Raw genomic sequence first — 12,555 nt, 5'->3', positions numbered from 1 at the left:
GACACGCCTCTCCCATGCATTAAGGCAAGCCGATTGTCTCCACCAAGGAGACGGCATAAGGGAGAGGTAGGATGAACAGACGAGAGTTTCTCGGAGCATCTGCCCTAACAATTTCCAGCGCCTATTACATGGGCATCGTGGCTGGACCAGTCTTCGCAGAAAGCAAAGACAAAGCAAATTCCATCAAAAACGCAAAGGTCACGTACTTTGACGCCCGCCCCGGCGCGCGCTCCAGAGACGTTGGCTTCGATTCCGATGGCATGGTTTGGTATTGCGGACAGGCAGATGGCACGCTCACACGTCTTGATCCTGACACTGGAGAACTTCACCCGGTTTCACTGGGCGAAAAAGCAGCGCCACACGGCGTGGTACTTGGCCCGGACAACGCAATGTGGGTCACAGAAGGCGGACAGAACGCCATTGCCCGCGTAGATCCGGCCACCGACGCCGTCACCCTCATTCCGCTTCCCGCCGAGTTTGAGGACGCAAACCTCAACACCGGCGTATTTGACCACGATGGCATCTACTGGTTCACCGGACAAAACGGCGTCTATGGCCGCGTTGATCCCGTAACGCAGGAAATTGAAGTCTGGCCAAGCCCACAAGGCCCCGGCCCTTATGGCATCACCGTCACCCCGCAAGGAGACGTCTGGTACGCGTCCCTCGCAGGCAGCCACATCGCCAACATCGACAGAGCCAACGGACGCGCCCGCATTGTCACGCCTCCCACAGAGGAACAAGGCGCCCGACGTGTCTGGTCCAACTCAGAAGGCAAACTCTGGGTCAGTGAATGGCTCTCAGGACAGGTCAGCGAGTACGACCCGCAAGCCGACACATGGCGCGAATGGCGCCTCCCCGGCAATGACCCACTGCCCTACTCTGTCTATGTTGATGAAAACGACAAGGTATGGCTCACCGACTTTGATGCCGATGCCGTTGTCTACTTTGATCCGGACACAGAAGAGTTCACCAGCTTCCCAAGCAACAAAACCGATCCTGATGTCCGCCAAATGGCAGGACGCAAAGGTGAAGTTTGGGGCGGAGAGTCTGGAACTGACAGGATCGTACGCATTCAGTTTGAAGAAACAGAAACAACGCCATCCTGATCCAATCACAGTGGCAAAAAAGAAGGGCGCTCATCCGGGCGCCCTTTTTGCTTAGAAAGAAAATGCCATCTGGTCTTTGTTGGCTTTGGTTCCGTGAGGAATGCCCTCGTGATCCAGCAGCCAGATCTTGGTATCTATGCCACCACCAAAACCAACCAGAGCCCCATTTGAGCCGATCACACGGTGGCAAGGAATAACAATCGGCAGCGGGTTTGCATTGTTCGCCAATCCAACGGCACGGCTCGCCCCCGGATTGCCCAGCGCCTTCGCCACATCGCCATAGCTGCGCGTCTCACCAAACGGGATCGCCGCAAGCTGCTCCCAGACACTCTTTTGAAACTCAGTGCCAATCAGCTTCCAATTGAGAGAAAACTCCTTGAGATCACCAGCAAAATACGCTGCCAACTGCGCAATCAGATCTGCATAAGACGTTGCATCCTCAATCCAGCCATCCTCAACATACCGTCTGCGCGCACTTTCAGGAAAATGGATAAACTCCAGCCCACCAGCTTCACCGCCAATCAAAAGCTCCCCAACTGGGCTCTCATAAGTGCAATATGTGATTGGTTCTGCGTCAGTGGTCATGCTCATCCCCTCCTTCGGAAGCTCATGAAAAAACTCTCCGCGCAAACCGCAGCGGAGAGTTCTGTAAAGCTTATTGAAGGCATCAGAGCTTAGCAAGCTCACGCGCCTCATTCAGCGGCGTAAGTAACCTGTTTTTGAACGCCGAGACCCTCGATACCCAGCTCCATCTTGTCGCCCGGCTTCAGATAAGTCTCTGGCTTCTGGCCCATACCAACACCGGGAGGCGTACCGGTGGAGATCACATCACCCGGCTGCAGGCTCATGAACTGAGACAGATGCGAAATCACCTGCGCCACACCAAACACCATGGTCTTGGTGGAACCATCCTGATAACGGTGGCCGTTCACGTCCAGATACATGGAAAGGTTCTGTGGGTCTTCCACTTCATCACGTGTCACAAGCCATGGACGATCGGACCAAAGGTGTCAGCAGACTTGCCCTTCACCCACTGACCACTGCGATGCAGCTGAAAATCACGCTCGGACAGATCATTGACCACGCAATAACCAGCCACGTGATCCAGCGCCTCTTCCTCGCTCACATATTTGGTGTGCTTACCGATCACCACACCAAGCTCCACTTCCCAGTCTGTCTTCACAGAACCGCGCGGGATCTCAATGTCATCGTTCGGACCACAAATTGCAGAGGTCGCTTTGAAGAACGTCACTGGCTCTTCCGGCACCTGCATACCAGCTTCCGCAGCATGATCAGAATAGTTCAGGCCGATGCAGATGAACTTGCCAACATGACCAACACAAGCGCCAATGCGTGGGTTCCCGTCCACTACTGGCAGGCTGTTCAGATCCAGAGCCGCAATCTTTGCAAGTCCCTCTGCGCTCAGCACGTCACCGGCAATGTCACCAACCACACCAGAAAGATCACGAATATTGCCATCCGCGTCTAGAACACCTGGCTTCTCGGCGTTCATCTCACCAAATCTAAGGAGCTTCATGTCCTACCCTTCTTATTAAACCGCCCAACCGCCATCAATGGCGTGTGTCTGTCCGGTTGTAAATCCGCTTTCATCACTACCAAGGTACACAGCCAGCGCAGCAATTTCCTCTGGCTTGCCAATGCGTCCCATAGGTTGACGCGCAATAAAATCTTTCATGGCCTGCTCGTAGTTGCCGGTCGCCTTCAGGCGATCATGCAGGGATGGACTATCAACCGTACCCGGGCAAATCGCATTACAGCGAATGCCCTTGGTCACGAAGTCCGCCGCAATCGCCTTGGTCAGGCCAATCACCGCTGCTTTGGAAGAACAGTATACGAACCGGTTCGGCACGCCTTTCAGCGAAGACGCCACGGACGACATGTTGATGATGGACCCACCACCGTTTTCCAGCATATCTGGAATCGCCGCACGGCATAAACGGTACATCGCCTTCACATTCAGATTGAAAGAGAAGTCCCAGGCATCCTCATCACACTCCAGAATCGTTCCGTTGTGCACGAAGCCAGCGCAGTTGAACAGGATATCCAGCGGACCGGTCTTCTTCAGGGTTTCCTGAACCTCATCCGCATTGGTCACATCCAGCTTCAGGCCGGTGACACCATCAATGGCGTTCAACTCCGCAAGCGCAGCCTCGTTGATGTCAGTCGCAAAAACCTTTGCACCTTCAGCGGCATAGGCTTCCACCGTCGCACGGCCAATCCCCTGCCCTGCCGCAGTGATCAGGGCTGTCTTGCCAGTAAGTCGTCCCATGTGTCCTCCCCCGGACTGAATTCTTTAAAAATATAGGCTCGGCCGAACCAACCAGAAATGCGGATTATTAGAGAGGAAGCACTGCTTATCGTCAAAGCAAAAGGCAGGTGACCCCTTGGCCTTCTCCCAAAGACCGCAGAAATCCGTCAGTTCACCAAATCACACAATGGCATAACTTAAATATAAAAACTTCTTTCAAATGTAAATTAGAAATTGACAACCGCCGGTTTTGCATCAAACAATAAGCTCAAATCGAACAGAGCTGATTATGGCAGACACACAAGCAGTAAAAGACAAAGCTGAGAAATACCGCGCGCCCGCCCTAGAGAAGGGACTGGATATTCTGGAGTTACTCTCCCAGTACGCATCCGGCCTGTCTCAGGCAGAAATCGCGAAAGCACTCGACCGGTCTCCGAACGAGATCTACCGCATGCTCACCACACTGGTGCGCCGCGAGTATGTTTCCCGCTCCATCGAGGGTGACCGCTTTCAGCTCAGCCTGAAAATGTATTCCATGTCGCATCGCCACCCACCGGTGACCCGCCTGCTGGAAGCAGCAGTCCCCATGATGCGCAAAACGGCCAAAGACGTTCACCAGTCCAGCCACATCGGCATGGAACATCAGGGAGAGATCGTCGTCGTCGCCAGCGTGGAAGCACCGGGCAACTGGAGTTTCGTGCTCAAAACCGGCTCGGTCATCGGCCTCTGGAACACAGGCACCGGACGGGCAATCGCTGCCTTCCAAAAGCCGGAGATCCGCGAGCTCATGTACAACCAGCATGAACGCGCCCTCGGAGAACCGGAGATGAGCTACGACCAGTTCCGTGCCATTCTGGACGAGGTGCAGCAGCAGGGCTTTGTACGCATGCCATCCGCCAGCACGGTCGGCGTCACCAATCTGGCCTTCCCAATTCTGGGACCGGACGGCCATGCCGTTGCAGCACTCAGCTGCCCGTTCATGGAGCGGATAGACGACTTTAAAGCACCGGGAATTGAAGAGGTTCAGGAGGCCTACGCTCAGGTCGCGAAGGACATAACCAACATTTACGGCACAGTAACAACCTAAGGAAATCGCTATGGGCTTGGGAGGGAAGCTGGCTCATCGACAATTGGGAGGAACAAATCTGCAGCTACCGACGTTGGGGATCGGCGGCGCAGCATTTGGCGGGCTGTTTGCAACAGCACCTCGCAAAGAGTCCATGAGCACATTGGATCGCGCCAAAGAGGTTGGTCTCACATACATTGACACCGCCCCTTACTACGGCTTTGGCCGCTCTGAACGCGTCATTGGAGATGCCGTACGCAAGTACGACTACATCATCTCCACCAAGGTTGGCCGCCTGCTGAAACCCGGCATGGCAGACAATCCGGCCCAGTTCGGCTGGCCAGATCCGCTTCCCTTCCACCCAGTCTATGATTACTCGTATGACGGCATTATGCGCTCCTACGAAGCCAGCCTGCACCGCACTGGCCTTGACCGCCTCGACATCCTGCTGGTCCACGATATCGGTACCGCCACCCACGGCCCGGAAGAAAACCTGCGCCATATGAAAGACCTGAAAGGCGGTATCAGAGCCCTTCAGGAACTCAAGAGCTCCGGCGCAATCTCAGCCATGGGCCTCGGTGTCAACGAGACCGCCATTTGCATGGAGCTGATGCAGCAAGCCCATTGGGATGCCTTCCTGCTCGCAGGGCGTTACACCTTGCTGGAACAAGCCCCTCTGCAAGACCTGCTACCAGCCTGCCTTGAAGCGAAAACCTCCATCATTCTGGGTGGTCCCTTCAACTCCGGTATCCTCGTTGGCGGCAACACCTGGAACTATGAAAGCGCTCCACCTGAGATACTGACACATGTGAACGCGCTGAAAGAGTGCTGTCAGGAGTTCTCCGTTGATCTCGCTGCAGCAGCCCTCCACTTCCCACTCGCACACCCGGCAGTCGCCAGCGTCATTCCCGGAATGCGCAACCGCAATGAGCTGGAAGGCATCCTCAAATGGATCGCAGCCGACATCCCGGACGCTTTCTGGGCGCGATTAAAAGAAAGAGAACTACTCCCGGCAGACGCCCCTGTCCCTTCTGGCAATCTTTTCTTCGAACAAGAGGTGAAGCATGCTTAGGATTGATGCCCACCACCATTTCTGGAAGCTTTCCCGCGGCGACTACAGCTGGCTGACCTCAGACCTGAACGTCCTTTATCGCGACTTCCTTGTCAGTGACATCCAGCCCCTGCTCACGCAAGCCAAGATGGACGGAACCATCCTCGTTCAGGCCGCTGACACCATTGAAGAAACCCACTTCATGCTGGAACTGGCCGCAGAGCACGACTGGATCCTCGGCGTTGTCGGCTGGGTGGACATGGAAGCTGCAAACGCACCTGAGGTTATTCGGGAGCTCTCACAAAATCCAAAACTGGTCGGCATTCGCCCGATGATACAGGACATTGAGAACGATGAGTGGATGCTGCAGGACAACCTGCGCCCCGCCATTCAGGCTCTCATCGACAACAACCTGACGCTCGACCTTCTGGTCCAGCCCCGGCACTTGCCGCACCTTAAAACCTTCCTCAGCCGTTATCCGGATCTGCGCGCAGTTATCGATCATGGCGCAAAGCCGGATATCCGCAACAAGGCCATCGAGACGTGGTCCCAACACGTCGGCGACATCGCCCGCACCTCCAACGTCTGCTGCAAACTCTCCGGCCTCCTGACCGAAGCCTCCGAGAATGCAGAGATCGAGGACATTGCCCCCTACGCCTTTCACATCCTGAAATGCTTTGGGCCTGAGCGCGTGATGTTCGGCAGCGACTGGCCGGTTCTTCTCCTCGCGAATACCTATCAAAACTGGGTGGATATGGTGGAGCAGCTCACCGCTGACCTGCCTCAGGCAGATTGGGAGGCCATCTTTGGTGGCACCGCTGCAAAGTTCTACCTCACCAAAACAATGGAAACTCTCTGAAATGTCGGCACCCATTCCAGCCAGCGTCAAACTCCAGCCAGCGGATAACGTCATCATCGCCACAAGAGCACTACAGCCGGGCGATCAGGCAGGCAACCTTCAGGTCCGCGACAACATCCCGGCAGGCCACAAAATCGCTGAGCGTGATATCAAGCAAGGCGAAGCACTCATCAAGTTCGGCCAGACAATCGGCTTCGCCATCACCGACATTCAGGCGGGCTCCCACGTGCATTCGCACAACATGGAGTTCTCCGATCCCGGCGTACACCACAGCTTCTGCAAGGACTACAAGCCAACCCAATACGCAGAGCACCCGGAAGAACGCACCTTCCTCGGCTATCACCGCGAAGACGGCAGCGTCGGCACCCGCAACTACATCGCCGTCCTCACCAGCGTAAACTGCTCCGCCACCGCAGCCCATCGCATCGCCGATGCTTTCAGTGACGAAGATCTGCTTCAGTTTGAAAACGTCGACGGCGTTGCCTCCTTTGCCCACGGCACAGGTTGCGGCATGGCAGGCGACAACGAAGGCTTCGCCAACCTGCAACGCGTGCTCTGGGGTTACGCCAGAAACCCAAATGTCGGCGGCGTTCTGCTGGTCGGCCTAGGCTGCGAAGTCAACCAGATCGACTTCCTTTTGGACGCCTACGGCCTGAAGCAATCACCGACCTTCCAGTTCATGAACATTCAGGGCATGGGCGGTCTGCGCAAAACCATCGAAGCAGGCATTGAGAAGGTCAAAGCCATGCTGCTGGAGGTCAACAAAGCCACCCGCCAGCCAGCACCGGTTTCCAAGTTGATGGTCGGCCTCCAATGCGGCGGCTCCGATGGCTGGTCCGGCGTCACTGCCAATCCGGCCCTTGGCTATGCAACAGACCTGCTCGTTAAATACGGCGGCACATCAGTCCTCTCTGAAACCTCAGAGATCTACGGTGCCGAGCATCTGCTCACCAGCCGCGCAGCCAGCCAGAAGGTCGCCGAGAAGCTCGTGGAACGGGTCCGCTGGTGGGAGGACTACACTGCCCGCAACAACGGCACTATGGACAACAACCCTTCTCCGGGCAACAAACGCGGCGGTCTGACAACCATCCTAGAAAAGTCCCTCGGCGCAGTCGCCAAAGGCGGCACCACAGCCCTGCAAGGCGTCTACAAATACGGCGAGCCAATTGAAACCAACGGCTTCGTCTTCATGGACAGCCCCGGCTACGACCCAGCTTCTGTGACGGGTCAGATCGCCAGTGGTTGCAACCTGATCGTCTTCACCACGGGTCGCGGCTCCGCTTTTGGTAGCAAACCATCGCCAACCATCAAAGTCGCCAGCAACACGGCTCTCTTCGAACATATGCCTGAGGATATGGACCTCAACTCAGGTTCTATCATCTCCGAAGGTAGATCCGTCGAAGAGGTTGGAACGGAACTGTTTGAGCTGATGATCAAAGTCGCTTCTGGCGAACACAGCAAATCAGAAGCTCAGGGCCTGGGCGACTACGAGTTCGTGCCCTGGCAAATTGGCGCGGTGATGTAGCCTGCCAGCTACCGGCGAAACCTCGCCCTGTACTCGCGCGGTGTCATGCCTTTCACTGCGCGAAACTGGCGATTAAAGTTGGCCAGCGCCGAATATCCAACATTATGAGCAATGAGCGACACAGGCGCATCCCCACCAGAAAGCTGCGCGCATGCATCCCCAATCCGAATACGCTTCAGATACTCGGAGACCGTCTGCCCGGTATGGCGTTGAAACAGCCGATGCACACCTGAAACACTGAGCGCCGCAGTTTCTGCCAGTTCTTCCAAAGGCAACGCTCGTGAATACTCGGAATGAATAAGCGTCAGCACCCGGTCAATCCGCTCATTCCCACCATCCGCGCTGGAAAGCACCACCGGATCATGCGCAAGCTGCATCGCATATTCATCTTCAGAAAGCTCCGCCAGTACCCGCAGAATGGTAAACAAGCGCTCCAACGGATCTTCCTGAAAGAATCTCCTGATCTTCGGCACCACCCGATGCCTTGCATCATCACTGAAACTCAAACCCGCCAAGGCCCGCTGAAACAGTTTCTTCACGCCTGAGAGCTCTGACATCTCATTGGTGATCCGCTCAATCCACTCCGGCTCAAACCAGATCACCAGCGCCTGATGGGGCTCCTCATCATCAGGCCTGCTGTTGGACGCCCATGTATGCGGAAGATTAGGCCCAAGCAGCACAAGGTCTGCATGCCCATAATCGCCCACATGATCCCCCACATAGCGTTGGCCTTCCGAGTTCAAGGTCAGCGTCAGCTCATACTCAGGATGATGATGCCAGGAGAACGGAATGCCATCATGAAGACGCCGGTTCATCACCTTGAATGAACCGTCTTCAGACTCTGGCACTTTCTCCAGATATGACCGCATTTCACCCTCTGAACCAGTAAGACGCCAGAATAGTATCAGTATCAGCTAGTTTAGAACAACTCTCACATACCAAAGTGAATAAACTTACAAGCCATTGAAGGATCTGGGAGGACCACATGGACGCTGAACTGCTTGCAGACAATCACTGGGGCTCAACCGCAACCGACACCCAGTTGAAGGACATCAGGAAAACCCTGCCCTTGCGCGTACTGTCAGAAGAAGACTGGCAACACTGGATCACCCGCGGCTATGTCATCGTACGCCAGGCCGTTCCGCAGGAAAACGTAAAGCGCCTGGTGGATCTGCTTTGGGAGTTTGATGAGAAAGATCCTAAGGATCCATCCACCTGGTACACCCCACAACGCCGCGCTCACAAAATGCTGGAGCTCAACAACGCAGGCATACTGGAGATCTATAACCACCAGTACCTGTGGGACAACCGCATGCAGCAACGCATCTACGATGCCTTCGTAGATATCTGGGACCGCGAAGATCTTTGGGTCAGCATCGACCGCGCAAATCTCAATCCCCCTAAGAAAGACCGCGACGGAAAACCGGGCTTCATTCATTGGGATGTCGACACCTCCCTGCGCCCTCTGCCAATCAGCGTGCAGGGCGTCCTCTCATTGGTGAAGCAGGACGAAGAAACCGGCGGCTTCCAATGTATCCCCAAACTCTTCGAAGACTTTGAGGAGTGGGTTAAAACCCAACCGGAGGATCGTGATCCCAAACATCCAGACTACTCGGGCTTTGAAATTGAAAAGATCGAGATGGAACCGGGCGACTTGATGATCTTCAATGCGCTCCTCGCCCACGGCATCCGTCCCAACAACTCCAAAGACAAGGTACGCATCGCCCAATACATCTCCATGTTCCCATCTGAGCAGAGCAATGAAGATCTGAGGCAGGAGCGCATCCATCAGTGGCGCAATATGGAACCGCCGGAAAGAGCATCCTTCCCCGGCGACCCACGCGAATGGGAGAAGAAAAACGCCCAAACTGCTGAACTGACCGACCTCGGCAAAAAGCTTCTGGGGCTGGACCTCTGGTAAAACGAAAAAGAGCGCTTCCTCATTATGGGGAAACGCTCTTGCACCGGTACACATTGCTCTATGCGTAGCTGACGACCTCAAACTCAATGCCGTCATCATCATCGAAATAGAAGCGGCGACCAGGCTCGTAATCTGCGTGGTTCCGGGTCTTATACCCGCCTGCCAGCACTTTCTTCTCAACCGCATCCAGATCATCAACCACCACACCAACGTGGTTCAGACTGCCGTGTGTGACGTAATTGTCTTCCTTGGTCGCATTGGTGTTTCCGAGAGAATAAACGGCGATGTAACTGTCATCTGTTCCAACATGAACAGTGGTTCCACCCGCCCGGGCAGCACCCTGCCAACGCACATGCCAGCCAAACCAATCTGAAAGACGGCCTGCGGTCGCAACTGGGTCAGAAACAGTGATGTTTACGTGCTCTAAAAAACTCTTTGTCATCGCAATAGCCTTTCTTTTGACTTCTGATGACACCCTGTTTAGGACTTCAAGTTAAGTTTAAGTCAAGCACTATTTTTGAGAAATTTATGAAGCACTCAGACGTCATGACAATCGGTGAACTCGCCGAAAGATCCGGCCTCACCACATCCGCTATCCGTTTTTACGAAACCAAGGGAATAGTTACAGCCAGCCGCAACGCAGGTGGCCAACGCCGCTTCATGCGCGCCGACATCCGTCGTCTGTCTTTCGCTCTCGTCGCACAAGAGTTTGGCTTCACCATTAAAGAGATTTCAGAGCAACTTGGAACGCTGCCACCGGGCCGTGCACCCAACAAAGCAGAGTGGAAACGCCTGAGCCAACAGTTCAAAGTGCACTTGGATGAGCGCATCACCCGCATGGAACGCTTAAGATCCCAGCTGGAAGGCTGCATGGGCTGCGGCTGTCTCTCACTCGACAAATGCGAGCTCTACAACGCAGGCGACGCCGCCGCCAGCTATGGACGCGGTCCCCGCTTTATCTACGGCGACAAATCTTTTAGGCAGCAAGCAGAACCTGCTAGATGACAAGGACAGCCTCGTCCTTGTCATCATCAACCACACCGGTTGAAACGCGGGCAACGTTGGAGGACTACGGCTTTCATGAGCCTGCCCGCGAAAAATTCTTAGTTCTGCACCAGAACCACTTGGCCACTCTCTGAACTACCAAGAACATCACGATAATGCTCCGCAACCTTGGCAGCAGGCACACAATGCGTGCTGTCTATTCCAAACTTCTCGGCAGATTCTTTCACGAGCGAGAGACTCACTGAGTTGATGCGCTTATCATCAGCCAGCTCCAGCGCCACAGTTCGCACAAACGCATCAACACCTGCCGTTGCAATCGCAATTGCAGCGGTGTTCGGCATCGGATATTGGGCAACAGCACCAGAGGTCAGAATAATAGAGCCACCCTTGTTGAGGTATTTGTGACCAACACGGTCAAGTTCACCTGCCCCATGACTTTACTCTGCAAAGCCCGCTCATAGGCATGGTCGCCTTCCTCATCAAAGCCGCCAAACACACCATCACCAGCGACACTGATGATCGCATCTACGGCCCCAATCTTTTCAAAAAGCACCTCAACAGAAGCTTTGTCTTCAATATCAGCCTGCATATCACCACTGGACCTGCCAACAGTGATCACCTCATGCTCCTGCCCCAACAGTTTCGCAACTTCACTTCCAACAAGGCCAGTGCCACCTACAACAACAGTTTTCATCTCAAACTCCTAATCAGTCTGTGTTTCTTGAAAACTGATGTACGCCCCAACTCATTCAGAAAAAAGCATAGCTTTCTGACCAACTCCGTCACATTATTAGACCATGACGAATTTAGATCATCTCAATGTCATCAGCACGATCTGTTAGGTCGGAAGCTTCCAACTTGCAAGCGAAAAACTGAACAAGGCACGCTCCGCGGTATCCTATTCAGTCAAGCAGGTCGAAGAATTCTACCAACTCCAGATCTTTGATCGTTCCAAGTACCGACCGGAGCTCACGCCTGAAGGTAAAACTCTGCTGGTTCAGATCAGAAGGCTTCTGGAGCAGGCTAAAGCCTTCGAAGATTCAGTGAGAGATCTCAAGGGAGAAAACGAGCCAGAGATCCGCTTGGCTGTCAGCAGCATCTTTCCAGTCACTTGGATCACAGACCTCTTGCAGTCGCTTCGTACTCAATTTCCTCAGACAACGATCCATCTTGATGTAGAAGTAGCCTCAGGGGAGCGCATGCTCCTGTCCGAAGCTGTCGACATGGCCATCTTCGCCGCCCCCACTTGCAATGCGTCATTGGACTACATGCAAATCACCAATATGGATGTGCCCCTTGTTATCTCCGGTGGTCTGCTTGGAAAGGTTGCCCCATCTTCGCTTACGCGGGCAAGTTTGGCTCAGCATCCTCAGATCGTGGTGAAGTCTTCTGATGCTCAATCACCGGACAGCGGCCTGCTTTCAGATGCGCCTAAGTGGTTTGTCACGGACCTGCAGGCGAAGAAAGATCTGATTACCTCTGGACTGGGCTGGGGCCGCCTCCCCCGTCACATGATTGCTCAGGAGCTCACTGAGGGCGTTCTGAAGCCACTCCCAACCCTTGGAGACATTAGCCTGTCAATCTGCCTTGCCAGGCGCGGCAATCACCACTTGGGTCTGGTGGCCTCACATATCTGGAATTACTTTGATGGAGATCACAGCTTCCCGGCCTAAGCGGGTTAGTTGCCGGTTTCTGTTTCAAAATCCGGACAACAAAAAACCCGCCATCTTTGCGATAGCGGGTTTGATATTTT

14 protein-coding genes and 2 pseudogenes are annotated in these 12,555 nt (G+C 54.6%); 9 read left to right on the top strand and 7 right to left on the bottom strand.

All coding sequences use genetic code 11. From position 1 onward, the window contains the following. Nucleotides 1–71: 71 nt before the first annotated feature. A complete protein-coding gene (locus JCM12308_RS24315; RefSeq protein ID WP_054785342.1) occupies nt 72–1,106 on the top strand; it encodes a Vgb family protein in 1,035 nt (344 codons plus the stop codon). A gap of 51 nt (nt 1,107–1,157) precedes the next feature. Here the strand turns inward: JCM12308_RS24315 and JCM12308_RS24310 are convergent, their stop codons facing one another. The 3 genes and pseudogenes from JCM12308_RS24310 to JCM12308_RS24300 all read right to left on the bottom strand — a co-directional run bounded on the left by JCM12308_RS24310 (nt 1,158) and on the right by JCM12308_RS24300 (nt 3,396). Beyond that, nucleotides 1,158–1,691, bottom strand: a complete 534-nt coding sequence (locus JCM12308_RS24310) for a methylated-DNA--[protein]-cysteine S-methyltransferase (protein WP_054785371.1) — start codon at nt 1,689–1,691, stop codon at nt 1,158–1,160. 107 nt (nt 1,692–1,798) lie between these two features. Continuing rightward, nucleotides 1,799–2,643 (bottom strand): annotated as a pseudogene (locus JCM12308_RS24305) (fumarylacetoacetate hydrolase family protein). A 15-nt stretch (nt 2,644–2,658) separates the two neighbouring features. Further along, nucleotides 2,659–3,396: an SDR family oxidoreductase gene (locus tag JCM12308_RS24300; RefSeq protein WP_008552538.1), complete on the bottom strand. Its 738-nt coding sequence runs from the start codon at nt 3,394–3,396 to the stop codon at nt 2,659–2,661. A 268-nt stretch (nt 3,397–3,664) separates the two neighbouring features. On the opposite strand from JCM12308_RS24300, the gene JCM12308_RS24295 reads away from it, so the two are divergent. Genes JCM12308_RS24295 through JCM12308_RS24280 form a run of 4 tightly spaced genes read left to right on the top strand, consistent with a single transcriptional unit; the run spans nt 3,665 to nt 7,876 of the window. Beyond that, nucleotides 3,665–4,462, top strand: a complete 798-nt coding sequence (locus JCM12308_RS24295) for an IclR family transcriptional regulator (protein ID WP_054785341.1) — start codon at nt 3,665–3,667, stop codon at nt 4,460–4,462. A 10-nt stretch (nt 4,463–4,472) separates the two neighbouring features. Continuing rightward, nucleotides 4,473–5,513: an aldo/keto reductase gene (locus JCM12308_RS24290; RefSeq protein WP_054785340.1), complete on the top strand. Its 1,041-nt coding sequence runs from the start codon at nt 4,473–4,475 to the stop codon at nt 5,511–5,513. Beyond that, nucleotides 5,506–6,351 (top strand): amidohydrolase family protein, encoded by an 846-nt coding sequence (locus JCM12308_RS24285; RefSeq protein ID WP_054785339.1) that lies wholly within the window; start codon nt 5,506–5,508, stop codon nt 6,349–6,351. The genes JCM12308_RS24290 and JCM12308_RS24285 overlap by 8 nt, the downstream gene beginning before the upstream one ends. A gap of 1 nt (nt 6,352) precedes the next feature. Next, nucleotides 6,353–7,876 (top strand): UxaA family hydrolase, encoded by a 1,524-nt coding sequence (locus JCM12308_RS24280; protein ID WP_054785338.1) that lies wholly within the window; start codon nt 6,353–6,355, stop codon nt 7,874–7,876. A gap of 8 nt (nt 7,877–7,884) precedes the next feature. Here JCM12308_RS24280 and JCM12308_RS24275 read toward each other — a convergent pair whose 3' ends face one another. Then, nucleotides 7,885–8,745 carry a helix-turn-helix domain-containing protein gene (locus JCM12308_RS24275; protein ID WP_054785337.1) on the bottom strand — a complete coding sequence of 287 codons (861 nt, stop codon included), beginning with the start codon at nt 8,743–8,745 and terminating at the stop codon, nt 7,885–7,887. A gap of 116 nt (nt 8,746–8,861) precedes the next feature. Here JCM12308_RS24275 and JCM12308_RS24270 point away from each other — a divergent pair, with 116 nt between their 5' ends. Beyond that, entirely contained in the window at nt 8,862–9,797 is a 936-nt protein-coding gene (locus tag JCM12308_RS24270) for a phytanoyl-CoA dioxygenase family protein (RefSeq protein WP_054785336.1), read from the top strand. A gap of 58 nt (nt 9,798–9,855) precedes the next feature. On the opposite strand, the gene JCM12308_RS24265 is transcribed toward JCM12308_RS24270, so the two are convergent. Continuing rightward, complete coding sequence (locus JCM12308_RS24265) at nt 9,856–10,239, bottom strand: VOC family protein (protein ID WP_054785335.1); 384 nt, start codon at nt 10,237–10,239, stop codon at nt 9,856–9,858. 86 nt (nt 10,240–10,325) lie between these two features. Between JCM12308_RS24265 and soxR the strand changes: the two genes are divergently transcribed. Then, nucleotides 10,326–10,802: a redox-sensitive transcriptional activator SoxR gene (gene soxR / locus JCM12308_RS24260; RefSeq protein WP_054785334.1), complete on the top strand. Its 477-nt coding sequence runs from the start codon at nt 10,326–10,328 to the stop codon at nt 10,800–10,802. Nucleotides 10,803–10,900: 98 nt separating this feature from the next. On the opposite strand, the gene JCM12308_RS31010 is transcribed toward soxR, so the two are convergent. Continuing rightward, the gene (locus JCM12308_RS31010; protein ID WP_244272018.1) at nt 10,901–11,173 is read right to left on the bottom strand and encodes a Rossmann-fold NAD(P)-binding domain-containing protein; all 273 of its coding nucleotides are present in this window, start codon (nt 11,171–11,173) and stop codon (nt 10,901–10,903) included. Next, nucleotides 11,170–11,496, bottom strand: a complete 327-nt coding sequence (locus JCM12308_RS31005; RefSeq protein WP_208609279.1) for an NAD-dependent epimerase/dehydratase family protein — start codon at nt 11,494–11,496, stop codon at nt 11,170–11,172. The genes JCM12308_RS31010 and JCM12308_RS31005 overlap by 4 nt, the downstream gene beginning before the upstream one ends. A 163-nt stretch (nt 11,497–11,659) precedes the next feature. Here JCM12308_RS31005 and JCM12308_RS32590 point away from each other — a divergent pair. Both JCM12308_RS32590 and JCM12308_RS24250 read left to right on the top strand, forming a co-directional pair. Then, nucleotides 11,660–11,776 (top strand): annotated as a pseudogene (locus JCM12308_RS32590) (LysR family transcriptional regulator); the annotation flags it as partial. Nucleotides 11,777–11,845: 69 nt separating this feature from the next. Continuing rightward, entirely contained in the window at nt 11,846–12,475 is a 630-nt protein-coding gene (locus JCM12308_RS24250; protein WP_208609278.1) for a LysR substrate-binding domain-containing protein, read from the top strand. Nucleotides 12,476–12,555: the final 80 nt, after the last annotated feature.

Source organism: Pseudovibrio denitrificans JCM 12308 (assembly GCF_001310815.1).
Taxonomy (GTDB): domain Bacteria; phylum Pseudomonadota; class Alphaproteobacteria; order Rhizobiales; family Stappiaceae; genus Pseudovibrio; species Pseudovibrio denitrificans.
Note: the sequence above shows the minus strand (reverse complement) of the source record. Positions and strands in the feature narration are given on the sequence as shown.